Raw genomic sequence first — 26,998 nt, 5'->3', positions numbered from 1 at the left:
ATCGGCCGCATGAGCCTGCACGCCGACGACGACGTCCAGTACCGCATCGAGCACGACACGATGGGCGAGGTCCGCGTCCCCGCGGACGCCCTGTACCGCGCGCAGACCCAGCGCGCGGTCGAGAACTTCCCGATCAGCGGGACCGGCCTGGAGCGCGGCCACGTCGCCGCGCTGGCCCGGGTCAAGAAGGCCGCCGCCCTGGCCAACGCCGAGCTCGGCATCCTCGACGCCGCCGTGGCGCGCGCGATCGCCGACGCGGCGGACGAGGTCGCCGACGGCCGGCACGACGCGCACTTCCCGGTCGACGTCTACCAGACCGGCTCCGGCACGTCCTCGAACATGAACATGAACGAGGTGCTCGCGACCCTCGCGTCCCGGTCCCTCGGCGCCGACGTCCACCCCAACGACCACGTCAACGCCTCGCAGTCCTCGAACGACGTGTTCCCGACCTCCGTGCACGTCGCCGCCACCGACGGCGCGGTCAACGACCTCGTCCCCGCGCTGGAGCACCTCGCCGCCTCGCTGGAGCGGCTCGCCGAGAAGCACGCCGGCGACGTGAAGGCCGGCCGCACGCACCTGATGGACGCGACCCCGGTGACGTTCGGCCAGGAGTTCGGCGGCTACGCGGCCGCCGTGCGCCGCGGGGTCGAGCGCGTGCAGGCGGCGCTCCCCCGGGTCGCGGAGGTCCCGCTCGGCGGCACGGCCGTGGGCACCGGCATCAACACCCCGGCCGGCTTCCCGCAGCGGGTCATCGCCCTGCTCGCGGAGGAGACCGGGCTGCCGCTCACCGAGGCGCGCGACCACTTCGAGGCGCAGGGGGCCCGGGACGGGCTGGTCGAGCTGTCGGGCGCGCTGAAGACCATCGCCGTCAGCCTGACCAAGATCTGCAACGACCTGCGCTGGATGGGCTCCGGCCCGAACACCGGCCTGGGCGAGATCCGCATCCCCGACCTGCAGCCGGGCTCGTCGATCATGCCGGGCAAGGTGAACCCGGTCATCCCGGAGGCCGTGCTCATGGTCGCGGCGCGCGTGGTCGGCAACGACGCCACCGTGGCGTGGGCCGGCGCGAGCGGCTCCTTCGAGCTCAACGTGCAGATCCCGGTCATGGGCCAGGCGGTCCTGGAGTCGGAGCGGCTGCTCGCGGCCGCGTGCCGCGTGCTCGCCGACCGCACCGTCGACGGCATCGAGGTCGTCACCGAGCGCGGCGCGGCGTACGCCGGGTCGTCCCCGTCGATCGTCACCCCGCTGAACCGGGTGATCGGCTACGAGGCGGCGGCGAAGATCGCCAAGCACGCGGTGGCGCAGGGCATCACGGTCCGCGAGGCCGTGGTGGACCTCGGCTACGTGGCGCGCGGCGAGCTCACGGAGGCGCAGCTCGACGCGGCGCTCGACCTGCTGAGCATGACCCGCCCGAAGGCCTGACACCCGCGCGCGACGGCGCCGCCGGTCCGGGGCAGGGGGTCCCGGGCCGACGGCGCCTCGCCTAGCGTGCCAGGTCGAACTGCGCTCCGGGCCGGTTCAGCGTGAATTCCTCCGCGCCCCGCGCGAGCTCGGCGGCGACGTCACCCAGGGTGATGACGGCCTGCCGCACCTCGGCCGCCCCGTCGAACGCCTGGCCCGCCGCCTGGGCGACGTCCGCGGCGCTGCCCGCGATGTCCGTCGTGCTCTCGGCGGCGACCACGAGGTTGCGCTCGATCTCCGACGTCGTGGCGGTCTGCTCCTCGACCACGGCCGACACCGCGCCCTGCAGCCCGTCGACCGTCGCGACCGCGCGGGAGATCCGGGACACCGACTCCTGCACGTCGGCGGCGTCCCGGGTGACGGCCTCGAGCACGGGCGCGATGGTGCCGATCGCGCTCGAGGTCTGCTGCGCCAGGTCCTTGACCTCACCGGCGACCACGGCGAACCCGGCACCGGCGCTGCCCGCGCGGGCCGCCTCGATGCTGGCGTTCAGCGCGAGCAGGTGGGTCTGGCCGGCGATCGTCGTCACGGTGTCCAGGACGGCGGCGATCTGGCCGGTGGACGCCGCGAGCCGGTCCGCGGCGGCGGCCGCCTCGGCGGTCACGCCGACGGCCTGCGACGCCTCGCCGGAGGCCGCGCTCACGTCCTGCGCCACCGACTCGATGGACGCGCGCATCTCCGTCATCGCCGCGGTCACCGTCTGCACCTCGGTGCTCACGACCGAGGCGGAGCCGGCGGCGACCTCGGCGCGGGACACGGTGCGGCCCGCGGCCTCCTCCAGCGTCCCCGACGAGCCGTCGAGCCGGCCGGCGGTGCCGCGCACGGCCTCGGCGCCCTCGCGCATCCGGGTGAGCGCGGCGCGCATGGCGTCGATGGCCTCGCCGAGCGCCGCGCCCATGACGCCGATCTCGTCCCGGCCCTCGCCGCGCACCGCGACGGACAGGTCGCGGTCGGCGACCCGGCGCAGCGCGGTGGTGAGCCGGCCGACGCGGGCGACGATCCGGCCGGAGATCCACACCACCAGCGCGACTGCGACCGCGGCGACGACCAGGCCGGCGACCAGCAGGGTGACCATCAGGGTGCTGGCGCCGGACTCCAGCTCCGCGGACACGGCGCGGAGGTCGGCGTCGAAGCCCCACGCGGCGACGGTCCAGCCCCAGGGGGCGTACCGCGCGAGCTGCACGGTGGCGGCGCCGGCGTCCCCGAGGTCGACGCGCTCGGTGGCGGTCTCCCCCTCGCCGAGCTCCGCGGCGGCCTCGACCAGGCGCGGCGCGTACGCCTCGCCGTCGGCGTCCACCGAGCCCGCGGCGTCGCCCGCCTGGGCACCCGGCGGCGGGACGACCCACTGCCCGTTCGCGTCCGCGACGGTCAGGTAGCCCTCCTCGCCGACAGCCACCTCGGCGAGCACGGCGCGCAGCGGGGCGTCGACCTCGGTCTGCGGGACGCCGACGAACAGGCCGCCGACCACCTCGTCGCCCGCCAGCAGCGGGGCGTAGGCCGTGACGAACGGCTGGCCGACCACGGTCGCCGTGCCGTAGTACGGCTGCCCGGACAGCAGCGACGCGACCACGGCGTTCGGCTTGCCGTCGGCCCCCGTCGCGCCGATCGCGGTGCCGATGACCCGTGCGCCGTCGGCGTTGGTCACGCTCGTCGCGACGCGCAGCATGTCGCCCTCGGCGTTCACCCGCTGGAAGACCGTGACCGGCGCGTCGAGCAGGGTGGTGATGTCGTCGACCACCGGGACCGGGGTCGCCGGGTCGGTGGTGCGGCCGAGCCAGGTGCCGCCGACCTGCAGCCGGGGCAGGTCGACCTCCTCGGTGGCGCCGGTCGTCTGGTCGGTGACGGTCCAGTGCTCGGAGCCGTCGAACGTCAGCGCCCCGGCCTGCGCGAACGTCTCCTGGGCGACCCGGAGGCTCGAGGCCATCCGGTCGGTGACGGTGGCGACCTGGGTCTCGACCATCGTCACCGCCTGCTGGGTGGTCTGGGTCATCGAGTCGCGCATGAGGCGGTCGACGTCGTCGCCCGCCTGGTAGGCCAGGCCGGTCACCTGCCAGCCGCCGACGGCGGTGAGCAGGGCGGCGGTGACGGCGACGGCGCCGGCTCCGGTCGCGACGAGCTGAGCGCGCAGGGAGGTGCGCAGTCGGGGCAGGGGCACGGTGGTCTCCTGGGCCGAGGGGCGGGGGGCTCCGGGCCGCCTGGTGGGCCGTCCGGGGTTCGCCGACCCATCGGGGGGACCTTGGTCCCTTGTGAGCGGTCACAGGGATGGAAACGCGGTGTTTTGCCCGACTTCACCCGACGATCGCGCACACGATCGCCCCTGACCTGCTCGGACGCCCCGCGTCCCGACCTCGCTCAGGCGCCGCCCTCGACCCGCACGAGCACGCGGGACAGCAGGGCGGCGAGCGCCGCGGCCTCGCCGGCGTCCAGCGCGCCGAGCGCGTCGGCCTCCCGGGCGAGGTGCTCCGGCATCAGCCGGTCGACCGCGGCGCGCCCCTCCTCGGTCAGCTCCAGGAGCACGCCGCGACGGTCCCGGTGCGGTATCGCCCGTCCCACCAGGCCCGCGCGCACCAGCGTGTCGGCGCGCTTGGTGATCGCGGCCGGCGACGCGGCGGTGATCGTGGACACCTCGGCCGCGCGCAGCGCGCGCCCCGCCCGGCGCAGCGCGCAGAGCACGTCGAACTCGCCCCGCGTCAGGTCCGCCTCCGCCAGCGCGGCCTCGGCCCGGGCGTCCAGCAGCGCCGCGATCCGGGTGATCCGTCCGGCCACGGCGATCGGCGCGACGTCGAGCCCCGGCGCCTCGCGCTCCCAGTCCGCGCACAGGCGGTCCACGCTGTCCACGGCCGCCAGCCTACCGAGCGTGAGTTGCTTCACGAATCATTTACCCGTGAACGAGTCGGTGGCAGGATCGCCGGGTGCACCGCCTGTCCCTCGCCGCCGCCCTCCTGCACCCGTCCCAGCTCCGCGCCGCCCTCCGGCCGCACCGCGGCGGGCCGAGCACCCGGGACTCCCTCGGCGGCGCCCTGCGGTGCGGCGCGAGCGTCGCGCTGGCGTTCCTGCTGGTCGCCGCGATCGGCCGCCACGACCTGGCCGGCTACGCCTCGCTGGGCGCGCTCGCGTCGCTCTACGGGCGGTCCAGCGGGTACGCCTGGCGGCTGCGGCTCATGGCGCTGGTCGGCGGCGCGCTCACCGCGGCCGTGGTGGCGATGTCGGCCCTGGCGGCCGCGGGCGCCCCGGTGGCCGCGGAGCTGGCGGTGCTGACGCTGCTCGCCGCGGGCGCGACGGCCGGGGCGGTTGCGCTGCGCACCGGCCCGCCCGGGGCGACGATCCTCGTGTTCGCGGCGGGGGCCGGCACGGCCGCGGCCGCCGGCGCGGGCGACGTCCTGGCGCGGGGTCTCGCGGTCGCCGGCGGCGCGCTCGTCGCCTGCCTGGTGTGCAACGCGGGATGGGTGCTCGACCGGCGGCGCGCGCTCCCGACCGAGCCCGCGCCGCGGGTGCGCGACGTCGTGCGCGCCGGCACCGCGGGCGGCGCCGCGCTCTCCCCCACCGTCTCAATCGCGGTAGCCGCCGCGCTCGCCGGGTCCGTCGCGGCCGCCGCCGGCTGGGGCCACCCGGCCTGGGCCGTCATGGGCGCCGCCGCAGTCCTGCAGGGCGCGCACGTCCGGCACATGGGCGTCCGGGCGCTGCAACGCGCCGCCGGCACGGCCGCGGGCGTCGCCATCGCGCTGCCGCTGCTCGGCGCGCACCTGCCGTTCTGGGCCGTCGCGGCGCTCGTCGTCGTGCTGCAGACGGCGACCGAGCTCGTGGTCGCCAGGCACTACGGGGTCGCGATGCTCACGATCACCCCGATGGCGCTGCTGATGACGTCGCTGGGCGCACCGCCGGACCCGACCCGGCTGGCCCTCGACCGCGCCCTGGACACCGCAGCGGGCGCGGTGGTGGGCCTCGTGGTCGCGGTCCTGGCGGCCCGCCCGGAGCACACGGCCCCGCCCCACCCGTCCGCCCCCGCTCCCGCTCCCGCTCCCGCCCCCTCGCCGAGCGGGCAGTAGACGTCCCTTCCGGGGCCCCGGAGGCGACATCTTCTGCCCGCTCGGCGACGCGCGGCCGGGCGGCCGGGCGGCCGTCAGAGCTCGATGCCCTCCAGCATCTCCGTGACCAGGGCCGCGACCGGCGACCGCTCCGAGCGGGTCAGCGTCACGTGCGCGAACAGCGGGTGCCCCTTGAGCGCCTCGATCACCGCCGCGACGCCGTCGTGCCGGCCGACCCGCAGGTTGTCCCGCTGCGCCACGTCGTGCGTGAGCACCACCCGGGAGCTCTGGCCGATCCGGGACAGCACGGTGAGCAGCACGTTCCGCTCGAGCGACTGCGCCTCGTCGACGATGACGAACGCGTCGTGCAGCGACCGCCCCCGGATGTGCGTGAGCGGCAGCACCTCGAGCAGCTCGCGGTCGATGATCTCCTCGACCACCTCGCGGCTGACCACGGCGCTCAGGGTGTCGAACACCGCCTGCGCCCAGGGGTTCATCTTCTCGGCCTCGCTGCCCGGCAGGTAGCCGAGCTCCTGGCCGCCGACCGCGTACAGCGGGCGGAACACCATGACCTTGCGGTGCTGCCGGCGCTCCAGCACCGCCTCCAGCCCGGCGCACAGCGCGAGCGCCGACTTGCCGGTGCCGGCCCTGCCGCCGAGCGACACGATGCCGACCTGCTCGTCGAGCAGCAGGTCGATCGCGATGCGCTGCTCCGCGCTGCGGCCGTGCAGGCCGAACACGTCCTGGTCCCCGCGCACCACCTGCACGTGCTTGTCGGCGGTGACCCGGCCCAGGGCCGAGCCGCGCGGGCTGTGCAGCACCAGGCCGGTGTGGGTGAGCAGCGTCGGGGAGTCGGGCAGGTCGGCGAGCGGGAGCGACTCGTGCTCCCACAGGTCGGCCATCTGCTGCTCGGTGAGGTCGAGCGCGTCCATGCCGGTCCACCCGGAGTCGACGGCGAGCTCGTGCCGGTACTCCTCGGCGCGCAGCCCGATCGCCGACGCCTTGATCCGCATCGGCAGGTCCTTGGACACGACCGTGACGTCGTGGCCCTCCGCCGCGAGGTTGGCCGCGCACGCGAGGATCCGGGTGTCGTTGTCGCCCAGCCGGAACCCGGCCGGCAGCACCTCGGGGTTCGTGTGGTTGAGCTCGACCCGCAGCGTGCCGCCCTGCTCGCCGAGCGGGATCGGCGTGTCCAGCCCGCCGTGGGCGACCCGCAGGTCGTCGAGCAGCCGCAGGGCGGCGCGGGCGAAGTAGCCGAGCTCGGCGTGGTGCCGCTTGGCCTCGAGCTCGGTGATCACGACGACGGGGAGGACCACGTCGTGCTCGGCGAACCGCGTGATCGCGCGCGGGTCCGACAGGAGGACGGAGGTGTCGAGGACGTGCGTCCGGCGCCCCTCCGGCTGGTCGGTCGAGGCGGTGGCGGTTCCCAGCTTGCTGACCACGGCAGGCTCCCTCCGGCGCTGCTCAGCGCCGAGTCGGACCCCTCGCGCCGGACCCGCGGGTCCTGCGGCGCTCGGTGACGGGACGAGGGCGGCCGGCCACGGAGGACCAGGACCGGCCCTCCCCCCGGAGCGGATGCTCCATGGGCTGGCCTCCCGGGGGCGGCGGGTGCCGCCCGTTGCTCCGGACGCTACGCCGCGCCTCCGGCACGGCGGCACGCACGACACGCCGCGGGTGTGATCCGCAACACGATGTTCACCCGGGCGTCGCCGGGCCGTCGCCGCGGTCCCGGCTCACTGGCCGTGCCGGCGCTCCCGGGCGGCGTAGTCGCGGACCGCGCGCAGGAAGTCGACCCGCCGGAAGTCCGGCCAGTAGACCTCGCAGAAGTAGTACTCCGAGTGCACCGACTGCCAGAGCATGAAGCCGCCGAGCCGCTGCTCCCCCGACGTGCGGATGACCAGGTCCGGGTCGGGCTGGCCCTTGGTGTACAGGTGGTCCGCGATGTGCTCGACGTCGAACGTCGCGGCGATGTCGTCGAGCGTCGCGCCCTCGGCCGCGCGCTCGCGGAGGTAGGACCGCACCGCGTCCGCGATCTCCTTGCGGCCGCCGTAGCCGATCGCCACGTTGACGTGCAGGCCGCGGACGTCGGCCGTGGCGGACTCCGCGTCCCGCAGCGTCGCACGGGTGTGCTCGGGGAGCAGGTCCAGCGAGCCGACCGCCTGCAGCCGCCAGCGCCGGGTGGCGGCGAGCTCGCGCACGGCGTCCTCGATGATGCCGAGCAGCGCGTCCAGCTCCTCGGCGTCGCGGCTGAGGTTGTCCGTCGACAGCATCCACAGCGTGACGACCTCGACCCCGACCTCCTCGCCCCACGCGAGCAGGTCCGCGATCCGGTCCGCGCCGCGCCGGTGGCCCGTCGCGGTCGACTCGCCGAGCTGCCGCGCCCACCGCCGGTTGCCGTCGAGGATCACGCCGACGTGCCGCGGGACCCGGTCGCGGGGCAGCGAGGCGGCGAGGCGGCGCTCGTACAGCCCGTAGAGCGGGTGGGGCAGGCGCACGCGCGGATCTCCTCGTCTGGGCGGCTGGGCGTGCTCACGCTACCGCTCGCGAGGGGCCCGGACCGCCGGTCGCGCGAGGTCCGAGGGGGAGGATTCGTGCAGGCCCGCGGCGCACCCCGGCGCGCTACCTACGCAGCCGTAACCTACGCACTCGTAGGTTAGGCTCGTCCGCGTCGCCGCCCGAGCCCGCCGACAGGGAGGACCCGCCGTGAAGGTCGCCGAGACCGCCGAGCAGATCGCCGACGCCGTCAAGCCCCGGCTGCGGGGCTGGATCCACGCCGGGATGTTCCCGCTCGTCACCGCCGCCTCGATCGTGCTCGTCGTGCTCGCGCCCACCGCGCCGCTGACGATCGCGTGCGCCGTGTTCGGGCTCGCCGCCATGCTGCTGTTCGGCACGAGCGCGGTCTACCACCGCGGCACCTGGTCCCCGCGGGTCGCCGGGATCCTGCGCCGGATGGACCACACGAACATCTTCCTGGTGATCGCCGGCACCTACACCCCGCTGGCCGTGGCCCTGCTCCCGGCCTCGACCGCCCGGACGCCTGCTGATCATCGTGTGGTCCGGCGCGCTGGTCGGGCTGCTCGCGCGGGTGTTCTGGCTCGGCGCGCCGCGCTGGGTGTACGTCCCGGTGTACATCGCGCTCGGCTGGGTGGCGGTGTGGTTCCTGCCCGCGTTCTGGCGCGCCCCGACGGGCGGACCCGAGGTCGTCTGGCTCGTCGCCGGCGGCGGCCTCGCCTACACCCTCGGTGCGGTGGTCTACGGCCTCAAGCGGCCGAACCCGAGCCCGCGCTGGTTCGGGTTCCACGAGATCTTCCACGCGCTGACGGTCGTCGGGTTCACCTGCCACTACGTCGCGGCCGCGCTGGCGGTCCTGCGCTGACCCCCGCTTGGGGGGAACTACGGTGGAGGCATGACCGGCACCGTGCACCGCGTCCCCGACCCGTCGGCCCGGGAGCAGGCCGTCGCCCCGGTGGCGATGCCCGACCCCACGGAGCTCCGCGCGCTCATGCGCGACATGCGCCGCCTCGCGCTGACGTACAAGTTCGGCATCGACGAGGTCATGACCAAGATCGCGATCCTGCGCGACGAGTTCCGGCACATGGCCAACTACAACCCGGTCGAGCACGTCGGCAGCCGCCTCAAGTCGTTCGAGTCGATCGTGACCAAGTGCCGGCGCAAGGGCATCCCGCTGACCCCCGACGCCGTCCGTGCGCAGATGTTCGACATCGCCGGCGTGCGGGTGACCTGCTCGTTCGTGTCGGACATCTACCGGGTCCGGGACATGCTCGTCGGGCAGGCCGACCTCACGCTGCTCGAGGAGCGCGACTACATCGCGCACCCCAAGGGCAACGGGTACCAGTCGCTGCACCTCATCGTGCAGGTGCCCGTCTACCTGTCCGACCGCGTGGAGCAGGTCGTCGTCGAGATCCAGCTCCGGACCATCGCCATGGACTTCTGGGCGAGCCTCGAGCACAAGATCTACTACAAGTACGACCGGCAGGTGCCGCGACACCTCACGGACTCCCTCAAGCTGGCGGCGGACGTCGCGGCCCAGCTCGACGCGTCGATGGAGCGGATCCACGACGAGGTCCGCGCGCTCGCCGGGGATGACGACGCGGTCGAGCACGCCGAGGCGGTGCTCACGCCGGAGGAGCTGCTGCGGACGTTCTGGCCGTCGCCGGACACCGACCTCGACCCGGAGGGCCGCCCACGCGGCTGATCCCCGGAACCGGCCACGGCCGGCGTACTCAAGGGGCGCGCGCCCAGGTCGGTGGTTCTCGCCGAGGTCGGTGGGAGGAACCACCGACCTCGGCCCGAAGCACCGACGTCGGCGGACCGGCGCGTCAGACCGCCGGGACGACGCGGTAGCGACGGTTCGCCAGCGACGGGTTCGACTCCCGCACGCCGCGCAGCGCCTCGGGGTCCAGGTCGACCGTGCGCAGCTCCGGCTCCTCGCCGAGCTCCAGCCCCACGACGCCGTCCGGCCCGACCACCAGCGACCGCCCGGTGACGCCCCGGCCCGCCTGGCCGACCGCCACGACGACCGCCGTGTTCTCGATGGCCCGGGCCGTCGCCAGCGTGCGCCAGTGCTCCGCCTTGAGCGGGCCCGCGGCCCACGCGGCGGGGACGACCAGCACCTCGGCGCCGGCGTCGACCAGGCGGCGCGCGGACTCGGGGAACCGCAGGTCGTAGCAGGTCAGCACGCCGAGCCGCACGCCCGCGACGTCGAGCGTCAGCGGCGGGGCGTCGGCCGGGCCCGGCTCGAGGCGCTCCGACTCGCGGTGCCCGAACGCGTCGTACAGGTGCACCTTGCGGTAGACCCCCGCCAGCGCACCCTCGGCGTCGACCGCGACGACCGCGTTCACCGCGCGCTCGGGGTCCGCGCCCGGCAGCGTCGTGCCGGCGAAGCACCGCCACGCCGTCCGCGGCGGCGCGCTCGCGCAGCCGCACGAACGGCCCGTCCAGCGGCTCCGCGTGCTCCGGGCCGGTCCCCCGCGGGTCGAAGCCCGAGGCGTACTCGGGCAGCACCAGAACGTCGGCCCGCGCGCGGCGCGCGGTGTCGAAGGCGCGGCGGACCACCTCGCGGTTGGCGTCGTGGTCGTCGCTCACCCGGAGCTGGCCGACCGTGACGCGCACCGCCGGGCGGACCGGCGGCGGGGTGCTCACGCGCGACCCCGCGGCGGGGTCGGGCCGGTGCCGTCGGGGCGCTCGGGGCCGTCGGCCGCGGGGGTGTCGCCGCCCGCCGCGGGCGCGCCCTTCTCCTCGGCCTCGCGCAGCCGCCGCGCGTTCCGGTCGACGACCCGCAGGTGCCGGACCATCGAGAACGCCAGCAGGATGACCGCCGCCGCGGCGGCGAACGTCACGAGGAACCCGAGCAGCCCGGGCGAGGTCTGGTCCTCCGGCGGGATCTCGATGCTCGACGGCGAGGGCGACGGGCTCACGGCCGCGGCGACCGCCCCCCAGCCCTGCAGCAGCGTCCCGTGCGCGACCGCCAGCAGCCCGGTCACGCGATCGCCTCCCGGACGCCGGCGAACAGGTCGTCCTCCGGCAGCGTGGTCGGCACCCGCGACTCGGCGAGCTCGAACTCCTCGGTCGGCCAGACCTCGAGCTCCAGGTCGCGCGGCATCGCGAAGAAGAAGCCCTCGGGGTCGATCTGGGTCGCGTGCGCGCGCAGCGCCCCGTCCCGCGCGTCGAAGTGCTCGTGCACGTCGACCAGCGTCGTGACCTCGCGCTCCGGGATCTCCCGGGCGGCGCGGGACTCGACCCACTCGCCGAACGGCGACTCCAGGCCGCGCTCGACCAGCGCCTCGTGCGCCGCGCGGATCCGGGCCATCGAGAACCCGTGGTTGTAGTAGAGCTTCAGCGGCTCCCACGGCTCGCCCGCGCCGCGGTACCGCTCGGGGTCGCCGGCCGCGTGGAACGCCTCGAACGCCACCCGGTGGCACATGATGTGGTCCGGGTGCGGGTAGCCGCCCGTCGGGTCGTACGTCGTGATGACGTGCGGCCGGAACTCGCGGACCAGCTCGACCAGCGGGCGGGCCGCCTCCTCCAGCGGCTGGAGCGCGAAGCAGCCCTCGGGCAGCGGCGGCAGGGGGTCGCCCTCGGGCAGACCCGAGTCGACGAAGCCCAGCCAGTGCTGCCGCACCCCGAGCGCGGCGGCCGCCGCGGCCATCTCGACGCGGCGCACGGCGCGCATCCCCTCGATCCCGCCCTCGACGGGCGGGTGGTGCGGGTTCAGCACGTCGCCGCGCTCCCCGCCGGTGCAGGTGACGACGAGGACGTCCACGCCCTCCGCGGCGTACCGGGCCGTCGTCGCCGCCCCCTTGCTCGACTCGTCGTCCGGGTGGGCGTGCACCGCCATCAGGCGCAGCTGCTCGGTCACGGTGTGGTGTCGTCCTCTCCTCGTCGCCGGTACGGCACCCGGCGCGAGACAATGGTCGCACCCCGACGACTCCGCGCGGCCCGCGCGCGACCCGTTCCCCCAGGAGATGACCGTGACGGCGACCCCGACCCCCGCCCCCGAGCTCCCCGCCGGGCGCTACGGGAAGACCGCCGGACCCGGGCGCCGCCGGGCCGGGCGCCTCGCGATGGTCGCGCTCGGCGTCGTGGCCGTGGCGGTCGCCGCCTGGCTCGCGCTCGCCCAGGACGGGCTCAGCTGGAAGGTGGTCGGTTTCAAGGTCGACGGGCCGACCAGCACGCAGCTGACGTTCGACGTCACGAAGGACGCCGGCACCACGGTCAGCTGCCGGGTGCAGGCGCTGTCCGAGTCCTACGCGGAGGTCGGCGTGCAGACCGTGGAGGTCGGCCCCGCCGGCACCGCCACGCAGCGCGTGACGACGACGATCCCGACGACCGAGCTGGCCGTGTCGGCGGTCGTGGAGTCCTGCTCCGCCGCGTGATCCCGCGGCACGACACGGTGGGACCCGGCCACGCCGGACCCCGCCAGTTGCTATGCTTGCCGATTCATACGCCGCCCCCGGTCCGACGTCGCCCGATGTCGCCGCAGGCCGACGCGACCGCGAGGGAGACGGCATCCCCGTTCATCGCTCGGGCCCGCGCACGCCTGGCCGGGGTCACCGACGGCGCGTCCCGACCGGGCGCGCGACACGCAGGAAGGAGTGGACGTGACCGACACGACGCAGGCCGCCACCTGGCTGACGCAGGAGGCCTACGACCGCCTCAAGGCTGAGCTCGAGCACCTCGAGGGCCCGGGACGAGCCGAGGTCACCGAGCGGATCGCCGCCGCGCGTGACGAGGGCGACCTCAAGGAGAACGGTGGCTACCACGCCGCCCGCGAGGAGCAGGCCAAGCAGGAGGCCCGCATCCGCGAGCTCAAGGAGAAGCTCCGCAACGTGCAGATCGGCACGCCGCCGGACGACGGCGTGGTGGAGCCCGGCATGGTCGTCACCGCCGTGGTCGCCGGGGACGCCATGACGTTCCTGCTCGGCTCGCGCGAGATCGCCGGCAGCGCCGACATCGAGGTGTTCTCCCCGACGTCGCCGCTCGGCGCGTCCATCAACGGCCGCAAGGTCGGCGAGAAGGTGACCTACACCGCGCCCAACGGCCGCGACATCCCGGTCGAGATCACGGACGCGAAGCCCTTCGCCGGCTGACGCACCACCCCGCGACGCGACGAGGGCCCCGACCGGCGATCCGGTCGGGGCCCTCGTGCGTCCGGGGCCGGCGGGGCGGCGTCAGACCACGCACTCGCAGACGAGGTTGTACTCGACGACCTGCTCGCCGTCCTCGGGCCGCGCGAACGCCTCGGCCTCCGCGCGGGACGCGAACCGCCGGCCCACGAGCCGGCCGTTGGCGAGCAGCACGCCCACCTCGATCTGCGTGCGCGGGTCGACCCAGCCGTCGGCGGGATCTGTCGTCGCCGGGGTGGTCGTCGCCGGGGTGGTGGTCGTGGCCGTCGTGCTCGTCACCGTGGTCCCTCTCGTCCGTGCGGGGCCGCACCGGCCCTCGTCATCGTCAACACCGCGCGGCCCGGGTCCATGCCCGCCCTGCGCCGCCCGAGTCGCGGCCGCCGCGCGTCAGTGCTCCGCGAGGCGGAAGCCGCCGTCGCGGAGGTGCTGCAGGACCCGCACGCAGTGCTCCGGACCCTTCGTCTCGACCTGGACCTCGATCTCGACCTCGTCGATCTCCAGGTCCACCCCGGTCCGCACGTGCGAGACGTGCATGACGTTGCCGCCGGTCGTCGCGAGCTCGCGCAGCAGCGCCGCCAGGGCGCCCGGGGTGTCGTGCACCCGCACCCGCAGCTGCAGGTACCGCCCGGACACCGCGAGGCCGTGCCGGACGACCCGGAGCAGCACCAGGGGGTCGATGTTGCCCCCGGACAGCAGGACGACGACGGGGCCCTCGAGGTCGCCCGGCGGTGCCGCCATCACCGCCGCCACGCCCGCGGCGCCCGAGGGCTCGACCAGGAGCTTCGCCCGCTCGGCGGTCAGCAGCAGCGCGCGGGACAGGTCCTCCTCGGACACCGTCCGCACCTCGCAGCCGTGCCGCTGCAGCAGCGCGAACGGCACCGCGCCGGGCGTGCCGACCGCGATGCCGTCGGCCATCGTGTGCAGCTCGGGCGCCGCGACCGGCTCCCCCGCCACCAGCGACGCCGGGTACGCGGCCGCCCGCGCGGCCTGCACGCCGATCACGCGGACCTGCGGCGCCACCTCGGCCACGACCGCCTGGATGCCCGCCGCCAGCCCGCCGCCGCCCAGCGGCACGACGATCGTCCGGACGTCCGGGACCTGCTCGAGGATCTCCAGCGCCAGCGTGCCCTGCCCGGCGACGATGTCCTCGTGGTCGAACGGGTGGATCAGCACCCGGCCGGTGCGCTCCGCCTCGGCGCGCGCCGCGACCAGCGCCTCGTCGACGCTGCGGCCGTGCGGCCGGACCTCCGCGCCGTACTCCTTGGTCGCCGCGACCTTCGGCAGCGCTGCGTCGACCGGCATGTAGACCACCGCGTCGATGCCGAGCAGCTGCGCCGCCAGCGCGACGCCCTGGGCGTGGTTGCCGGCGCTCGCCGCGACGACGCCGCGGGCCTGCTCCTCCGGCGACAGCCGCGCCATCCGCACGTACGCGCCGCGGATCTTGAACGAGCCGGCGCGCTGCAGGTTCTCGCACTTGAGGAGCACCGGCGTCCCGGCGATCTGGGACAGGGCCCTGGAGGTCTCCACCGGGGTGCGGGTCGCCACGCCCTGGAGCAGGCGCGCGGCGGCGCGGGCGTCGTCGAGGAAGGTCACCGGTGCATCATTCACGATCCCGCGGTCTGCTCGTCCGGGCCGCGCCGCGCGCCCCCGGCCCCGCGCGCGCCGCCGGGCTCCAGCCCTGCCGCCGCGTCGTCCCCTCCGGGGCGCACCCGACCGCGCCCGCCCAGCCGTCGGCGCCCGAACGCCCCGGGCGGCCGGAGCGTGACGTGGTCGTCGGTGCCGAGCTCGGGGAACTTGTCGTGCCCGTGCAGGTACAGCAGCACCGTGTTGAGCACCGCCGCGATCGGCACGGCGAACAGCGCGCCGACGATGCCGGCCGCCAGCGAGCCCGCCGCGACGACGAGCAGCACGGCGACCGGGTGCAGGGACACGGCGTGGCCCATGAGGAACGGCTGCAGCACGTGCCCCTCGATCTGCTGCACCAGCAGCACGACGCCGAGCATCAGCAGGGCGACGACCGGGCCCTGCGCGACGAGCGCGACCAGCACCGCCACGGCGCCGGTCGCGATGGCGCCGACGATCGGGATGAACGAGCCGACGAACACCAGCGTCGCGAGCGGCACCGCCAGCGGGACCCCGAGGACCGCCGCGCCGATGCCGATGCCGGTCGCGTCCACGAACGCCACGAGGATCTGCGTCCGGGTGTACCCGGAGAGCGTGACGATGCCGCGACGTCCGGCCTGGTGCACCCGCTCGCGCACCGAGATCGGCAGCAGGCCGACGAGCCAGGTCCAGATGGTCCGGCCGTCGAGCAGGAAGAAGAACGTGCAGAACAGCGCGATCAGCGCGCCCGCGGCCACGTGACCGACGGTGGTGGTGACCGACAGCGCGCCGGAGACGAGCGTGCTGGCGTTCTGGCTGATCTGGTCGCGGCCCTGCTCGACGAGGTCGTCGAGCTGGTTCGTGCTCAGCCCGAGCGGGCCGTCCGAGAGCCACTGCAGCGCCTCGTCGACGCCCTGGGACGCCTGGTCGTACAGGTCGCCGAAGCCGCTGGCGATCGACCGCCCGGCCAGCACGACCAGCCCGGTGACCACCGCGAGCAGCAGCAGCACCGACGTGATCGCCGCGAGCCCCCGCGGGAACCGCAGGCGCGCCGCCAGGAAGCGGGCCACCGGGGCGAGCAGCACCGTCAGCAGCAGCGCGATCGCCACAGACACGACGATGACCTTGAAGAAGCCGACGACCCAGAGACCCGCCGCGGTCGCCGCGGCGATCAGCAGGAACCGCCAGGACCAGGCCGCCGCGGCGCGCACCGACGGCGCCACCGACTGCTCCGCCGACCAGCCCGCGGGTGTGTCGCCGGACGCGAGGTCGCCCTCGTGCAGGACCGGAGCCGGCGCGGCGGGGTCGCCGGTGCGGGCGCGGCCCCGGCCGCCCCGGCGCGGGGTCGTCATGCCAGCGCCTGGGCCAGGTCGGCGAGCAGGTCCGCCTCGTCCTCGATGCCGACGGACAGCCGGACGAGGTCGTCCGGGACCTCGAGGTCCGTGCCGACGACCGAGCCGTGGGTCATGCGGGCCGGCAGCTCGATCAGCGACTCGACGCCGCCCAGCGACTCGGCCAGCGTGAAGACCTTCGTGCGGGCGCAGATGCGGTCGGCGCGCTCGGCGCCGCCCGCGCGGAACGACACCATGCCGCCGAAGCCGGACATCTGCCGGGCGGCGACCTCGTGACCCGCGTGGCTGTCGAGGCCCGGGTAGATGACCTGCGGGACGTCGTCGCGCGCCTCGAGGAACGCGGCCACCGCGGCGGCGTTCGCGCAGTGCCGGTCCATCCGCACCGCGAGCGTCTTGAGGCCGCGCAGCGTCAGCCACGAGTCGAACGGGCCGGCGACCGCGCCCGAGGCGTTCTGGTGGAACGCGACGGCGTCCGCGAGCGCCGTCGTGCCCGTCGGCCCGTCCAGCCCGACCGGCAGCTGCGCGCCGTCCGCGACCACGAGCGCGCCGCCGACCACGTCGGAGTGCCCGCCGATGTACTTGGTGGTCGAGTGCACGACCACGTCCGCGCCCAGCGTGATCGGCTGCTGCAGGTACGGCGTCGCGAACGTGTTGTCGACGACGAGCACCGCGCCGGCCGCGGCGGCGTGGGCCGCGAGCGCCGCGACGTCCGCGACGCCCAGCAGCGGGTTGGTCGGCGTCTCGAGCCAGATGACCTTGGTCTGCCCCGGGCGGATCGCCGCGAGCACCGCCTCGGCGTCGGACAGGTCGACCGCCGTGTGCTCGACGCCCCACGGGCCGAACACCCGCGCGATCAGGCGGTACGTGCCGCCGTACGCGTCGTTCGCCATCACGACGTGGTCGCCGGGGCGCAGCACGGCGCGCAGCAGCGTGTCCTCCGCGGCCAGGCCCGACGAGAACGCGAAGCCCGCGCCGCCGCCCTCCGCCGAGCGCAGGGCCTCCTCGAGCGCCGCGCGGGTCGGGTTGCCGGAGCGCGAGTACTCGTAGCCGCCGCGCAGGCCGCCGACGCCGTCCTGCTTGTAGGTCGACACCTGGTAGATCGGCGTCACCACGGCGCCGGTCGCGGCGTCCGGGTCCTGGCCCGCGTGGATCGCGCGCGTCGCGAACCCGGCCGACGACCAGTCGCCGTGGTCCGTGTGCTGGTCGAGGTCGCCCGTGGCGGCCAGGGTCGGGGTGCTGTCGTTCGCGTCCGTCACGTGCCCAGGCTAGGCCCCCGCCCCGGCCGGTGCCGCGCGGGAACACCCGGGCCCGCGCGCGGGTTGAGCGTGTCGGACCCGTGGAAGGGAGTCACCATGAACTGGCTGTTCGGATCCGCCCTCAAGTCGACGATGGTCGAGCCGGAGCGCGCGCTGAAGGGGCACGAGGGGTACACCTACTCCGTGCCGGCCACCCACACGGTGCTCGGCACGCCGCTGCAGGGCCCGTGGCCCGAGGGGACCCGGACGATCGTGCTCGGCATGGGCTGCTTCTGGGGCGCCGAGCGCATCTTCTGGCATCTGCCGGGCGTCGTCAGCACCTCCGTCGGCTACCAGGGCGGCTACTCGCCGTACCCGACGTACGAGGAGACCTGCACCGGCCTGACCGGGCACGCCGAGGTGGTCCAGGTCGCCTACGACCCGGCCGTCCTCTCGGACGCCGACGTCCTCCGGACGTTCTGGGAGTCGCACGACCCGACCCAGGGGTACCGGCAGGGCAACGACCGCGGCACGCAGTACCGGTCCACCGTCTACACGACGACGCCGGAGCAGGCCGCCGCCGCGGAGGAGACCCGCGCCGCGTACCAGCAGCGGCTGACCCAGGCCGGGTACGGGGAGATCACGACCGAGATCCGCACCGCGGACGAGGCCGGCCCGTACTACTACGCCGAGGACTACCACCAGCAGTACCTGGACAAGAACCCGAACGGGTACTGCGGCATCGGCGGCACGGGCGTCTCGTGCCCGCGTCCGCTCGACGCCTGACGGCGCACGCCCGGACGGCCCGGTCCCTCACGCAGGGGCCGGGCCGTCCTGCGTCCGGTCCCGCTCCCCGAGATCGGACCTGCGCGCCGAGATCGGGCCCCGGACGGCCCGATCTCGGACGAAAGGTCCTATCTCGGCGCAGGTGGCCGCGCTAGCGTGCCGGGCATGGGCAGGGGCGTGCGGGAGCGGCACCGGGAGGACCTGCGGAGGCTGCTCGGGGACCACGACGCCGTGCGCGCGCACCTCACCGCCGGCTCCGGGCTGCCCGGGCCGCGGGCGAACCTCGAGCTCCTGGGCGCGTTCGCCGACGTCGCGCCCGCCGACCTGGTGCTCGCGCTCGCCGACGACGCCGACGAGTACCTGCGCTGCTGCGGCACCGACGGCGTCGGCCGGCTCGTCCTGGACGCCCCCGCGGCCGAACGCGACCGGCTGACCGCCCTGCTCCGCACCCGGGCCGCCGACGGGTCCTGGCGCGTGCGCGAGTCCACCGCGATGGCGCTGCAGCGGATCGGCGACGCGGAGCCCGGCACCCTGCGCGCGCTCGTCGCCCACTGGGTCGCCGACCCCGACCCCCTGGTCCGCCGGGCCGCCGTCGCCGGGGTGTGCGAGCCGCGGCTGCTGCGGGACCCGGCGACCGCGGCCGCCGCCCTCGACGCGTGCGCGCGCGCCACGGCCTCGATCGCGGCGCTGCCGGCGGGCGACCGCCGCGACCCCGGCGTCCGGACGCTGCGCCAGGCGCTCGGCTACGCGTGGAGCGTCGCCGTCGCGGGCGACCCGACCGCCGGGCTGCCGCGGTTCGCCGCGCTCCGGGGCTCCGACGACCCCGACGTGGTGTGGGTCGTGCGCGAGAACGAGAAGAAGGCGAGGCTGCGTCGGCTGCTCGACGCGCCCAGCTGACCCCCGCCCGCCGGGGCACGCGTCCCCGACCGACACGCCTTCCGGCCGACCCCGAGGAGCCCCCGTGCCGCCCATCGCCGACGACCGCGCCGCACCCGACCCCCGCGCGGGGCGCCGGGACCGCCGCCGGGCCGGCGTCGCGCTGACGATCGTGCTGCCGGCGCTGCTCGCCGGCGGCTGCGGCCCGGAGTCCGCTCTCCCGCCGGCCGCCGAGGTCGCCGACGCCGGCCCCGACTGCCTCGCAGACGAGGTCCTGTGGGGCCTCGGCCTGACCCCGCCGGACGGGCACGACCGGCCGGCGCCGGCTTCCGGGTCGGTCCCGGCGGACTTCGACGCCGTCGCGATCGTCGACTGCCGCGGCGGCTGGCGCGCGCCGCTCGACCTCCAGCCGGAGGTCACCGCGCCCCCCGAGCGGCTCGACCGCGTCTCGCCGGAGGACGTCGTGACCGCGGGCCCCGGGCCCGTGGACGACCTCGCGGAGCACGAGGTCGACCTCCAGGACCTCCCGGCCGTGCCGGAACCGGTGCCTGCGCCCGTCTCGGTCACGGTCGTCGAGGCCGAGCTGCGCGGCGACCTCGGCCCGCTCCTGGCGGCGCTCGCCCGTCCCAGCCAGCAGCCGGCGCCCGACGAGGCCTGCCCCGCGATGATGCAGATGCGGCCGGTGATCTACCTGGTCGACGCCGACGGGCGTGCCGTCCTCGCCCGGTGGCCGACGACCGGCTGCGGGTTCCTGCTCGACGACGGGGCACCCGGCCTGCTGGACGCGCTGGAGGTCGTCCGCGAGACCACGCGCACCGCGGGGGCTGCATGACCCGCGGGGCGGTGCACCACGTCGAGCTGTGGTTCGCCGACCTCCCGAGCGCCGAGCGGTCCTGGGGCTGGCTGCTCGGCGCGCTGGGCTACGCCCGCACCGACCGGTGGGCCCACGGCTGCACGTGGTCACCCGGCGGCGCGCCCGGCGGGGCCTACGTCGTGCTGGAGTCCGGCCCGGACGTCGTCGACGCACCGCACGAGCGGCGCCGGCCCGGTGTGAACCACCTGGCGTTCCACGCCGGCACCCGCGCGGAGGTCGACGCCCTCGTCCGCGACGCGCCGGCGCACGGCTGGACGCTGCTGTTCGCCGACCGGCACCCGCACGCCGGCGGCCCGGACCACTACGCCGCCTACCTGGAGGACGGCGAGGGCCTGGAGGTCGAGCTGGTCGCGGCCCCGGCCTGACCCGACCGTCGAGAGGGCATCCGCCACGTCGAGTGCCTATCCGGCGGATAGGCACTCGACGTGTCGGACAGGCACTCGGCGTCAGGCCGCGGTGGCGAACGCGCGGAGCGCCATCTGCACCGCGTGGTCGAACAGCTGCTCGCGCTCGTCGGCGGTGAGCTCGTTCGGCTGGAACGTGAAGTCCGAGATCGACAGCAGCGCCAGCGCCTTCGCGCGCTCCCGGTCCGCGACGGCGTACAGGCCGGCGGCCTCCATCTCGACCGCGAGCGTGCCGTGGTCGATCAGCGCCTGCGTGCGCTCCGGCCGGTTCGAGTAGAACGAGTCCGACGTGAACACCGCGCCGGCCTGCGCGCGGGCCCCGGGGACCTCGGCCGCGGCGGCGAACGCGGCGGCGGCCAGGCCGAAGTCCGGCACGTGCGAGTAGTGCACGCCCGAGATGCGGTGCTCGCTGACCCCGGAGTCGGTGTGCGCAGCGGTCGCGACGACGACGTCGCCGAGCTCCAGCGTGCGCGCCATGCCGCCCGCGGTGCCGATCCGGATGATGCGCTGCACGCCGTAGAACCGGAACAGCTCGGTCGCGTAGATCGAGATCGACGGCACGCCCATGCCGGACGCCATCACGGACACCGGGCGGCCCTGCCAGGTGCCGGTGTAGCCGAGGATGCCCCGCACCTCGGTGACCAGGCGCGCGTCGTCGAGCACGGTCTCCGCGATCCGGGTCGCCCGGCGCGGGTCGCCCGGCATGAGGACGTCGGGGGCGAAGTCGCCGGGCTGGGCGGAGATGTGCGGGGTGGGCATGGCGGGCTCCTCGGGGGTCGTGGCGGGCGGTGCGGGGGCGGACGCGCGGCCGCCGCCCGGCCCGGGTGTCCGGGCGAGGGCGGCGGCCGAGGTGGTGCGGGGTGGTGCTGCGTCAGTGCGTGCCGACGATGTCGACGACGAACACCAGGGTGTCGCCGCCGCGGATGCCCGCCTGCGGCACGCCGCGGTCGCCGTAGCCGAGGTGCGACGGGATCGACAGCAGGACGCGCGAGCCGACGGGCTGGCCGACCAGGCCCTCGTCCCAGCCGCCGATGACGGCGCCGACGCCGATCGGGAACGAGATCGACGAGCCGCGGTCGTACGAGTTGTCGAAGACGTTCCCGCCCCAGGTCTGACCGAGGTAGTGGACCTCGAGGTCGTCGCCGGCCTCGACGAGCGCGCCGTCGCCGGGCGACAGCACGACGACCTCGAGCTCGGCGGGGGCGTCGCCCTCCGGGAACGTCAGGGTCGGCTTCTCACCGAACGAACCGGTGGCCTCGGGCAGCGTGGCGGGCATGACGTCTCCTCGATCGGGTGCGGCGTACTCCCCCATCCTGCACGGTGCGCTCCCCGGCTCGCGAACGCGCCCGGGTTACGGTCGTGACCGGCGGGCGAGGGGCGCCCGCCGGGACGGGAGCACCGATGACGCTGACCACCTGGGCCGGGAACCTCACCTACGCCGCCGCGCGCGTGCACGAGCCGCGCACGGTCGAGGAGGTGCAGGAGGTGGTCGCGGCCGCGCGGCACGTGCGGGCCCTGGGCACCCGGCACTGCTTCAACGACGTCGCGGACACCCCGCACGACCTGGTGCGGCTCGACGGGCTGGACCCGGCGGTCGACGTCGACGCCGCGGCGCGCACCGTGACGGTGTCCGCCGGCACCCGGTACGGCGCGCTGGCCCGCGCGCTGCACCCGCGGGGCTGGGCGCTGCACAACCTCGCGTCGCTGCCGCACATCTCCGTCGCCGGCGCGGTCGCCACCGCGACGCACGGGTCGGGCGACCGGTCCCGGAACCTCGCCGCCGCGGTCGCCGGCCTGGACCTGGTCACGGCCGACGGCACGCTGCGGCACCTCGCCCGCGGGGACGCCGACTTCCCGGGCGCGGTCGTCGCGCTGGGCGCCCTGGGGGTCGTCGTGCGCGTGACCCTCGACGTCGAGCCGACCTACGACGTCGCCCAGGAGGTGCACACCGACCTGCCGTGGGACGCCGCGCTGGAGCACCTGGACGAGATCACCGGGTCCGCCGACTCGGTGAGCCTGTTCACCGACTGGTCCCCCGCGGGAGTCCGGCAGGTCTGGCGGAAGACCCGCGTCGCCCCGGGGGCGACGTACGAGCCGCGGGCCGACCTGTTCGGCGCCCGCCCGGCGCCCGGGCCGCTGCACCCGCTGCCCGGGATCGACCCGGTGAACTGCACCCAGCAGCTCGGCGTCCCCGGCCCGTGGCACGAGCGGCTGCCGCACTTCCGGCTCGAGTTCACGCCGAGCAACGGCGACGAGCTGCAGTCCGAGTACCTGGTCCCCCGCGCGCACGCCGTGGCGGCGATCGAGGCGATGCGCGGGCTCGGCGACCTGGTCGCGCCGCTGCTGCAGGTCGCCGAGATCCGGACGATCGCCGGCGACGACCTGTGGCTGAGCACCGCCGAGGGCGGCGACCGGGTCGGCCTGCACTTCACCTGGCTGCCGCGGCAGGCCGAGGTCGAGGCGGTGCTCCCGCGCATCGAGGCCGCGCTGGCGCCGTTCGGCGCGCGGCCGCACTGGGGCAAGCTGTTCGACGCCGTGGGCGGCCCCGGGGCGGACCCGCGGGACCTCTACCCGCGGCTGGACGACTTCCGCGCCCTGGTGGCGCGCACGGACCCGGAGGGGACGTTCCGCAACGCGTTCGTCGACCGCTCCGTGCTCGACGGCTGACCCCGTCCACCGGGGAGGTGTCGCCCGGAGGAGGACCGGCTTCGTTCCCGAGCGTGCGTACACCGAGGACACCGTGTCGCCCGGGCATGAGGAAGTCCGCCCTGGACACGGGTACACCGGGTGCGCGGTGCACCCGGTGTACTCATGTCCAGAATGGGTGCCGCTCCGCCCGGGTGACACCGCGTCCACGCAGAGCTCAGCAGCAGCCCGGGCCCGTGCCCCGGTCGGACGTGCGCAGCACCTCGCGGACGTACCACCGCAGCGCGCGCACCGCCCGCGCCACCGCGCTCACGACCGGCCCCCGCCGCGGGCGGTCTCAGCGCGCCAGGAACGCCAGCAGGTCGTGCCGGGTGAGGACGCCGACGGGCTGCCCGTCGTCGACGACCATGAGCGCGTCGTGCTTCTGCAGCGCCTCGCGCGCCGACTCGACCGACTCCCCCGACCCGATCAGCGGCAGCGCGGCCGCCATGTGCCGGTCGACCCGGTCGGACAGCGACGCCGTCCCGGAGAACACCGCGTCCAGCAGCTCGCGCTCGGACACCGACCCGGCGACCTCGCCGATCTTCACCGGGGGCTCCGCGCCGACGACCGGCATCTGCGAGACGCCGTACTCCTGGAGGATCTCGATGGCGTCCCGGACGGTCTCGTTCGGGTGCGTGTGCACGAGGGCCGGCACGCTGCCGTCCTTGGTGCGCAGCACGTCGGTGACCGTCGCACCCGCCTCGGTGTCGAGGAACCCGTAGGACCGCATCCACCGGTCGTTGAAGATCTTCGACAGGTAGCCCTTGCCGCTGTCGGGCAGCAGCACCACGACGACCGCCCGCGCGGCCGCGGCCGGGTCCTCCTCCTCGAGCCGGCGGGCCAGCCGCAGCGCGCCCTCGACGGCCATGCCGCAGGACCCGCCGACCAGCAGGGCCTCCTCGCGGGCGAGGCGCCGGGTCATCGCGAACGAGTCGGCGTCGGACACGGCGATGATCTCGTCCGGGACCGACGGGTCGTACGCGGCGGGCCAGAAGTCCTCGCCCACGCCCTCGACCAGGTACGGCCGCCCGTCGCCGCCCGAGTACACCGAGCCCAGCGGGTCGATGCCGACGACTCGCACCGGGCCGCCGTCGGACTCCGCGCGGTCGGCGGAGGCGTCGTGCAGGTAACGGCCGGTGCCGGTGATCGTGCCGCCGGTGCCGACGCCCGCGACGAAGTGCGTGACCCGTCCGTCGGTGTCGGCCCAGATCTCCGGGCCGGTGGAGGCGTAGTGGCTCGCGGGCCCGTTGACGTTGGCGTACTGGTTCGGCTTCCAGGCGCCCTCGATCTCCGTCACCAGCCGGTCGGACACCGAGTAGTACGAGTCCGGGTGGTCCGGCGGCACCGCGGTGGGCGTGACGACGACCTCGGCGCCGTACGCGCGCAGCACGTCGCGCTTGTCCTCCGACACCTTGTCCGGGCAGACGAACACGCAGCGGTAGCCCTTGCGCTGCGCCACCAGGGCCAGGCCGACGCCGGTGTTGCCGCTGGTCGGCTCGACGATGGTGCCGCCCGGACGCAGCTCGCCCGAGGCCTCGGCCGCCTCGATCATCCGCAGCGCGATCCGGTCCTTGGCGGAACCGCCGGGGTTGAAGTACTCGACCTTGGCCAGGACCGTCGCCGAGAGGCCTTCGGTGACGGCGTTGAGCCGGACCAGCGGGGTTCCGCCGACGAGCTCGGAGATGTGCTGCGCGTACTTCACGGGTCTCCCAGGGGGCGAAGGGCGGGGCGGGCGACGGCCCCGGGGGACCCCAGCCTAGGTCTCAGGTGACCGTGCCGATGTGCCAGGGGATGAACTCCTCCACGCCGATGCCGAGCTCCTCGCTCGCGGTCGGCTCCCCGGAGGCGACCGCGAGGATCCGGTCGAACAGCTCCTGGCCGACCTCCGCGACCGTGCGCGTGCCCTCGGCGATCGGCCCGGCGTCGAGGTCCATGTCCTCGGCCATCCGCTCGTACACCGCCGTGTTCGTGGCCACCTTGATCGACGGGGTCGGGGCGGCAGCCGAACACCGACCCGCGCCCGGTGGTGAACACGACGACGTTCGCGCCGCCCGCGACCAGCCCGGTCACGGACACCGGGTCGTAGCCGGGTGTGTCCATGAACACGAAGCCCCGGTGCGGCGCCATCGGCTCGCCGTACTCGTAGACCGCGGCGAGGTCGGCCTGGCCGCCCTTCGCGACCGCGCCGAGCGACTTCTCCAGGATGGTGGTCAGGCCGCCGGCCTTGTTGCCGGGCGACGGGTTGTTGTCGAGCGACCCCTGTCCCGCGGCCGCGTACTCCTGCCACCACGCGATCCGGTCGAGCAGGCGCGTCGCCACCCCGGCGTCCACCGCGCGCCGCGTCAGCAGGTGCTCCGCCCCGAACACCTCGGGCGTCTCGGCGAGCGCCGACGTCCCGCCGTAGGCGACGAGCCGGTCGCTGGCCCAGCCGAGCGCCGGGTTCGCGGTGATCCCCGAGTACCCGTCGGACCCGCCGCAGTTGAGGCCCAGCACGAGCTCCCGGACGTCGACCTCCTCGCGCCGGCACCGGTCGAGCTCCGGCAGCATCTCCGGACCGCCTCGACGCCGGCGCGCACGGTCGCGCGCACGCCCCCGGTGTCCTGGATCGTCAGGCTCCGCACGACCGTGCCGTCGGGGATCGTCGCGAGCAGGCCCCCACCTGCGGGCTCCGGCGCGGGCGCGCCGACCGACGGCATGCCGAGGAACGCCCCGGCCCCGTCGCGCGCGGACAGCTGCTCCGGCTGCAGCATCTCGCAGCCGAGGCCCAGCACGAGCACCGCGCCGACGTTGGGGTGGGCCGCGTAGCCGCGCAGGGTCCGCAGCAGCAGCCGGCCGCCCTCGCTCTCCGGCACCATCCCGCAGCCCGACTGATGGGTCAGCGGGAGCACGCCGTCGACGTGCGGGAACGCGGCCAGCGCGCTCGCCGGGAACGCGTCGGCGATCATCCGGGCGGTGGACGCCGAGCAGTTCACGCTCGTCAGGATCGCCAGGTAGTTGCGCGTGCCGACCCGGCCGTCCGACCGGCGGTAGCCGCGGAACGTGGGGCGCGGGCCGTCCGGGACGGGCAGCACGGTGCGCGTGCCGCCGAGCTCGTGCTGCCTCTCCCCCGCCTCGAACCCGAGGTTGTGCGCGTGGACGTGCGCGCCCGGGGACGATGTCGGCGGTCGCGACGCCGATCACCTGGCCGTACTTGCGGACCCGCGCGCCGGCCGCGGCGGCGCGCAGCGCGACCTTGTGGCCCCGCGGCACCCGGTCGCGCACCCGGACGCCCGGGCCCGAGGCGGGCGCGGCGTGCTCCCCCGGGGCGAGGTCACGGGTCGCGACCGCGACGTCGTCGCCCTCGCGCAGCACCAGCAGGTCGGGTCGGGTGGTCATCGGGCGGGCCTTCCGTCGGTCGGTCGGGGGCGGGGCGCGACAGGGGTCGCGCGGCGAGGCGCGGCAGGGGCCGCGCGGCGAGGAGGGCGCGCGGCGGCGCGGCGGGTCACCACGCGATCGCCGCCGGGCGCAGCGCCGCCGCGGCGTGCACGTCGGCGAGCCGCCCCCGCGCCGCGTCGCCGGGCGTCGTCATCGCGAGCGCGCCCGACGCCACCCCGAGGTCGAGCGCCTCCGGGAGCGGCGCGCCACGCAGCAGCCCCGCGACCAGGCCGGCGGCGAACGCGTCGCCGCCGCCCACGCGGTCCAGGATCTCCAGGTCGCCGTGCCCGACGGACGCGTGCACCCCGTGCTCGGCGGGACCACCCGAGCGCGCCCCAGCCGTTGCGGGACGCGGAGCGCACCGCCCGGCAGGTCGTCGCCACGACCCGCACGCCCGGCGCGACGGCGCGCATCCGCGCCACGCCGCGCTCGAACGCCGCCCGCGCGGCCACCGGGTCCTCGGCGGGCGGGTCGTCCACGTCGGGGAACAGGTCCCACGCCGTGCCGATCAGCACGTCGCACGCGCCGGCGAGCGCCCGCGCCGTCGCGCACGCCTCCGCCCGGCCTCCGCGACCCCGCCAGAGGGAGGGCCGGAAGTTGGTGTCGACCGACACCGGGACGCCGAGCCGCCGGGC

At 75.7% G+C, this 26,998-nt stretch carries 27 protein-coding genes and 3 pseudogenes; 11 read left to right on the top strand and 19 right to left on the bottom strand.

Going from position 1 to position 26,998, the window contains the following annotated elements; all coding sequences use genetic code 11:
* Positions 1–9: 9 nt before the first annotated feature.
* Complete coding sequence (locus FKM96_RS14390) at positions 10–1,422, top strand: aspartate ammonia-lyase (RefSeq protein ID WP_147795817.1); 1,413 nt, start codon at positions 10–12, stop codon at positions 1,420–1,422.
* A gap of 61 nt (positions 1,423–1,483) precedes the next feature.
* On the opposite strand, the gene FKM96_RS14385 is transcribed toward FKM96_RS14390, so the two are convergent.
* Complete coding sequence (locus tag FKM96_RS14385) at positions 1,484–3,616, bottom strand: methyl-accepting chemotaxis protein (RefSeq protein ID WP_147795816.1); 2,133 nt, start codon at positions 3,614–3,616, stop codon at positions 1,484–1,486.
* A 197-nt stretch (positions 3,617–3,813) separates the two neighbouring features.
* Positions 3,814–4,299, bottom strand: a complete 486-nt coding sequence (locus FKM96_RS14380) for a MarR family transcriptional regulator (RefSeq protein ID WP_168216997.1) — start codon at positions 4,297–4,299, stop codon at positions 3,814–3,816.
* Between the two features lie 74 nt (positions 4,300–4,373).
* Here FKM96_RS14380 and FKM96_RS14375 point away from each other — a divergent pair, with 74 nt between their 5' ends.
* Positions 4,374–5,507: an FUSC family protein gene (locus FKM96_RS14375; RefSeq protein ID WP_147795814.1), complete on the top strand. Its 1,134-nt coding sequence runs from the start codon at positions 4,374–4,376 to the stop codon at positions 5,505–5,507.
* A gap of 74 nt (positions 5,508–5,581) precedes the next feature.
* Here the strand turns inward: FKM96_RS14375 and FKM96_RS14370 are convergent, their stop codons facing one another.
* A complete protein-coding gene (locus tag FKM96_RS14370) occupies positions 5,582–6,928 on the bottom strand; it encodes a PhoH family protein (protein WP_147795813.1) in 1,347 nt (448 codons plus the stop codon).
* Between the two features lie 291 nt (positions 6,929–7,219).
* Positions 7,220–7,981: an isoprenyl transferase gene (locus FKM96_RS14365; protein WP_147795812.1), complete on the bottom strand. Its 762-nt coding sequence runs from the start codon at positions 7,979–7,981 to the stop codon at positions 7,220–7,222.
* 208 nt (positions 7,982–8,189) lie between these two features.
* On the opposite strand from FKM96_RS14365, the pseudogene FKM96_RS14360 reads away from it, so the two are divergent.
* Together FKM96_RS14360 and FKM96_RS14355 are read left to right on the top strand one after the other, a co-directional pair.
* Positions 8,190–8,862 (top strand): annotated as a pseudogene (locus FKM96_RS14360) (hemolysin III family protein).
* Between the two features lie 96 nt (positions 8,863–8,958).
* Entirely contained in the window at positions 8,959–9,702 is a 744-nt protein-coding gene (locus FKM96_RS14355) for a GTP pyrophosphokinase family protein (RefSeq protein WP_147797134.1), read from the top strand.
* Positions 9,703–9,826: 124 nt separating this feature from the next.
* Here FKM96_RS14355 and FKM96_RS22295 read toward each other — a convergent pair whose 3' ends face one another.
* The 3 genes from FKM96_RS22295 to mca all read right to left on the bottom strand — a co-directional run bounded on the left by FKM96_RS22295 (position 9,827) and on the right by mca (position 11,844).
* A complete protein-coding gene (locus tag FKM96_RS22295; RefSeq protein ID WP_371300426.1) occupies positions 9,827–10,348 on the bottom strand; it encodes a nitrilase-related carbon-nitrogen hydrolase in 522 nt (173 codons plus the stop codon).
* 297 nt (positions 10,349–10,645) lie between these two features.
* Complete coding sequence (locus FKM96_RS14345; protein WP_147795811.1) at positions 10,646–10,990, bottom strand: hypothetical protein; 345 nt, start codon at positions 10,988–10,990, stop codon at positions 10,646–10,648.
* Complete coding sequence (mca, locus tag FKM96_RS14340) at positions 10,987–11,844, bottom strand: mycothiol conjugate amidase Mca (RefSeq protein ID WP_147797133.1); 858 nt, start codon at positions 11,842–11,844, stop codon at positions 10,987–10,989. Before mca ends, FKM96_RS14345 begins: the two co-directional genes overlap by 4 nt.
* Before the next feature lie 127 nt (positions 11,845–11,971).
* Between mca and FKM96_RS14335 the strand changes: the two genes are divergently transcribed.
* Both FKM96_RS14335 and greA read left to right on the top strand, forming a co-directional pair.
* Complete coding sequence (locus FKM96_RS14335; RefSeq protein ID WP_168216996.1) at positions 11,972–12,382, top strand: DUF4307 domain-containing protein; 411 nt, start codon at positions 11,972–11,974, stop codon at positions 12,380–12,382.
* 225 nt (positions 12,383–12,607) lie between these two features.
* Positions 12,608–13,096, top strand: coding sequence for a transcription elongation factor GreA (gene greA, locus FKM96_RS14330; protein WP_147795809.1), 489 nt, complete (start codon positions 12,608–12,610; stop codon positions 13,094–13,096).
* An 81-nt stretch (positions 13,097–13,177) separates the two neighbouring features.
* Here greA and FKM96_RS14325 read toward each other — a convergent pair whose 3' ends face one another.
* The 4 genes from FKM96_RS14325 to FKM96_RS14310 form a co-directional block, all read right to left on the bottom strand.
* Positions 13,178–13,411 carry a hypothetical protein gene (locus tag FKM96_RS14325; RefSeq protein ID WP_147795808.1) on the bottom strand — a complete coding sequence of 78 codons (234 nt, stop codon included), beginning with the start codon at positions 13,409–13,411 and terminating at the stop codon, positions 13,178–13,180.
* A gap of 108 nt (positions 13,412–13,519) precedes the next feature.
* Positions 13,520–14,725 carry a threonine ammonia-lyase gene (gene ilvA / locus FKM96_RS14320; protein ID WP_147795807.1) on the bottom strand — a complete coding sequence of 402 codons (1,206 nt, stop codon included), beginning with the start codon at positions 14,723–14,725 and terminating at the stop codon, positions 13,520–13,522.
* Positions 14,726–14,736: 11 nt separating this feature from the next.
* Positions 14,737–16,086 carry an AI-2E family transporter gene (locus FKM96_RS14315; protein ID WP_147795806.1) on the bottom strand — a complete coding sequence of 450 codons (1,350 nt, stop codon included), beginning with the start codon at positions 16,084–16,086 and terminating at the stop codon, positions 14,737–14,739.
* Entirely contained in the window at positions 16,083–17,312 is a 1,230-nt protein-coding gene (locus tag FKM96_RS14310; RefSeq protein ID WP_147797132.1) for a cystathionine gamma-synthase, read from the bottom strand. The genes FKM96_RS14315 and FKM96_RS14310 overlap by 4 nt, the downstream gene beginning before the upstream one ends.
* Positions 17,313–17,438: 126 nt before the next feature.
* Here FKM96_RS14310 and msrA point away from each other — a divergent pair, with 126 nt between their 5' ends.
* The 4 genes from msrA (at position 17,439) to FKM96_RS14290 (ending at position 20,222) form a co-directional block, all read left to right on the top strand.
* The gene (gene msrA / locus FKM96_RS14305; protein ID WP_147795805.1) at positions 17,439–18,107 is read left to right on the top strand and encodes a peptide-methionine (S)-S-oxide reductase MsrA; all 669 of its coding nucleotides are present in this window, start codon (positions 17,439–17,441) and stop codon (positions 18,105–18,107) included.
* A 165-nt stretch (positions 18,108–18,272) separates the two neighbouring features.
* Positions 18,273–19,004 carry a HEAT repeat domain-containing protein gene (locus tag FKM96_RS14300; RefSeq protein WP_147795804.1) on the top strand — a complete coding sequence of 244 codons (732 nt, stop codon included), beginning with the start codon at positions 18,273–18,275 and terminating at the stop codon, positions 19,002–19,004.
* Between the two features lie 64 nt (positions 19,005–19,068).
* Complete coding sequence (locus tag FKM96_RS14295; protein ID WP_147795803.1) at positions 19,069–19,815, top strand: hypothetical protein; 747 nt, start codon at positions 19,069–19,071, stop codon at positions 19,813–19,815.
* Positions 19,812–20,222: a VOC family protein gene (locus FKM96_RS14290; RefSeq protein ID WP_147795802.1), complete on the top strand. Its 411-nt coding sequence runs from the start codon at positions 19,812–19,814 to the stop codon at positions 20,220–20,222. The genes FKM96_RS14295 and FKM96_RS14290 overlap by 4 nt, the downstream gene beginning before the upstream one ends.
* An 81-nt stretch (positions 20,223–20,303) precedes the next feature.
* On the opposite strand, the gene deoD is transcribed toward FKM96_RS14290, so the two are convergent.
* Positions 20,304–21,020: a purine-nucleoside phosphorylase gene (gene deoD / locus FKM96_RS14285; protein ID WP_147795801.1), complete on the bottom strand. Its 717-nt coding sequence runs from the start codon at positions 21,018–21,020 to the stop codon at positions 20,304–20,306.
* A gap of 112 nt (positions 21,021–21,132) precedes the next feature.
* Positions 21,133–21,537 (bottom strand): FKBP-type peptidyl-prolyl cis-trans isomerase, encoded by a 405-nt coding sequence (locus FKM96_RS14280; protein ID WP_147795800.1) that lies wholly within the window; start codon positions 21,535–21,537, stop codon positions 21,133–21,135.
* A gap of 125 nt (positions 21,538–21,662) precedes the next feature.
* On the opposite strand from FKM96_RS14280, the gene FKM96_RS14275 reads away from it, so the two are divergent.
* Positions 21,663–22,928 carry an FAD-binding protein gene (locus FKM96_RS14275; protein WP_147795799.1) on the top strand — a complete coding sequence of 422 codons (1,266 nt, stop codon included), beginning with the start codon at positions 21,663–21,665 and terminating at the stop codon, positions 22,926–22,928.
* Positions 22,929–23,244: 316 nt separating this feature from the next.
* On the opposite strand, the gene FKM96_RS14270 is transcribed toward FKM96_RS14275, so the two are convergent.
* From FKM96_RS14270 to FKM96_RS21665, 6 genes and pseudogenes are all read right to left on the bottom strand, one after another.
* Positions 23,245–24,651 (bottom strand): cystathionine beta-synthase, encoded by a 1,407-nt coding sequence (locus tag FKM96_RS14270; RefSeq protein WP_147795798.1) that lies wholly within the window; start codon positions 24,649–24,651, stop codon positions 23,245–23,247.
* Between the two features lie 61 nt (positions 24,652–24,712).
* A complete protein-coding gene (locus FKM96_RS21850) occupies positions 24,713–24,925 on the bottom strand; it encodes a UxaA family hydrolase (protein ID WP_256375957.1) in 213 nt (70 codons plus the stop codon).
* 106 nt (positions 24,926–25,031) lie between these two features.
* Positions 25,032–25,391, bottom strand: a pseudogene (locus FKM96_RS22290) (altronate dehydratase); the annotation flags it as partial.
* Complete coding sequence (locus FKM96_RS22285) at positions 25,292–25,921, bottom strand: UxaA family hydrolase (RefSeq protein WP_371300535.1); 630 nt, start codon at positions 25,919–25,921, stop codon at positions 25,292–25,294. The pseudogene FKM96_RS22290 and the gene FKM96_RS22285, both read right to left, overlap by 100 nt.
* A 232-nt stretch (positions 25,922–26,153) precedes the next feature.
* Positions 26,154–26,324, bottom strand: a pseudogene (locus tag FKM96_RS21670) (hypothetical protein); the annotation flags it as partial.
* Between the two features lie 106 nt (positions 26,325–26,430).
* The gene (locus FKM96_RS21665) at positions 26,431–26,667 is read right to left on the bottom strand and encodes a PfkB family carbohydrate kinase (protein WP_246854989.1); all 237 of its coding nucleotides are present in this window, start codon (positions 26,665–26,667) and stop codon (positions 26,431–26,433) included.
* Positions 26,668–26,998 lie beyond the last annotated feature (331 nt).

Source organism: Cellulomonas sp. Y8 (assembly GCF_008033115.1).
Taxonomy (GTDB): domain Bacteria; phylum Actinomycetota; class Actinomycetes; order Actinomycetales; family Cellulomonadaceae; genus Cellulomonas.
Note: the sequence above shows the minus strand (reverse complement) of the source record. Positions and strands in the feature narration are given on the sequence as shown.

Bases quoted from the DNA above. Each gene is read 5' to 3' on its own strand.
- mca (WP_147797133.1), bottom strand. From the start codon at position 11,844: ATGGCGGTGCACGCCCACCCGGACGACGAGTCGAGCAAGGGGGCGGCG.
- FKM96_RS14275 (WP_147795799.1), top strand. From the start codon at position 21,663: ATGACGCTGACCACCTGGGCCGGGAACCTCACCTACGCCGCCGCGCGC.
- FKM96_RS14355 (WP_147797134.1), top strand. From the start codon at position 8,959: ATGCCCGACCCCACGGAGCTCCGCGCGCTCATGCGCGACATGCGCCGC.
- FKM96_RS14315 (WP_147795806.1), bottom strand. From the start codon at position 16,086: ATGACGACCCCGCGCCGGGGCGGCCGGGGCCGCGCCCGCACCGGCGAC.
- FKM96_RS14335 (WP_168216996.1), top strand. From the start codon at position 11,972: ATGACCGTGACGGCGACCCCGACCCCCGCCCCCGAGCTCCCCGCCGGG.
- FKM96_RS14280 (WP_147795800.1), bottom strand. From the start codon at position 21,537: ATGCCCGCCACGCTGCCCGAGGCCACCGGTTCGTTCGGTGAGAAGCCG.
- FKM96_RS14390 (WP_147795817.1), top strand. From the start codon at position 10: ATGAGCCTGCACGCCGACGACGACGTCCAGTACCGCATCGAGCACGAC.
- FKM96_RS14290 (WP_147795802.1), top strand. From the start codon at position 19,812: ATGACCCGCGGGGCGGTGCACCACGTCGAGCTGTGGTTCGCCGACCTC.
- FKM96_RS14300 (WP_147795804.1), top strand. From the start codon at position 18,273: ATGGGCAGGGGCGTGCGGGAGCGGCACCGGGAGGACCTGCGGAGGCTG.
- deoD (WP_147795801.1), bottom strand. From the start codon at position 21,020: ATGCCCACCCCGCACATCTCCGCCCAGCCCGGCGACTTCGCCCCCGAC.
- msrA (WP_147795805.1), top strand. From the start codon at position 17,439: ATGAACTGGCTGTTCGGATCCGCCCTCAAGTCGACGATGGTCGAGCCG.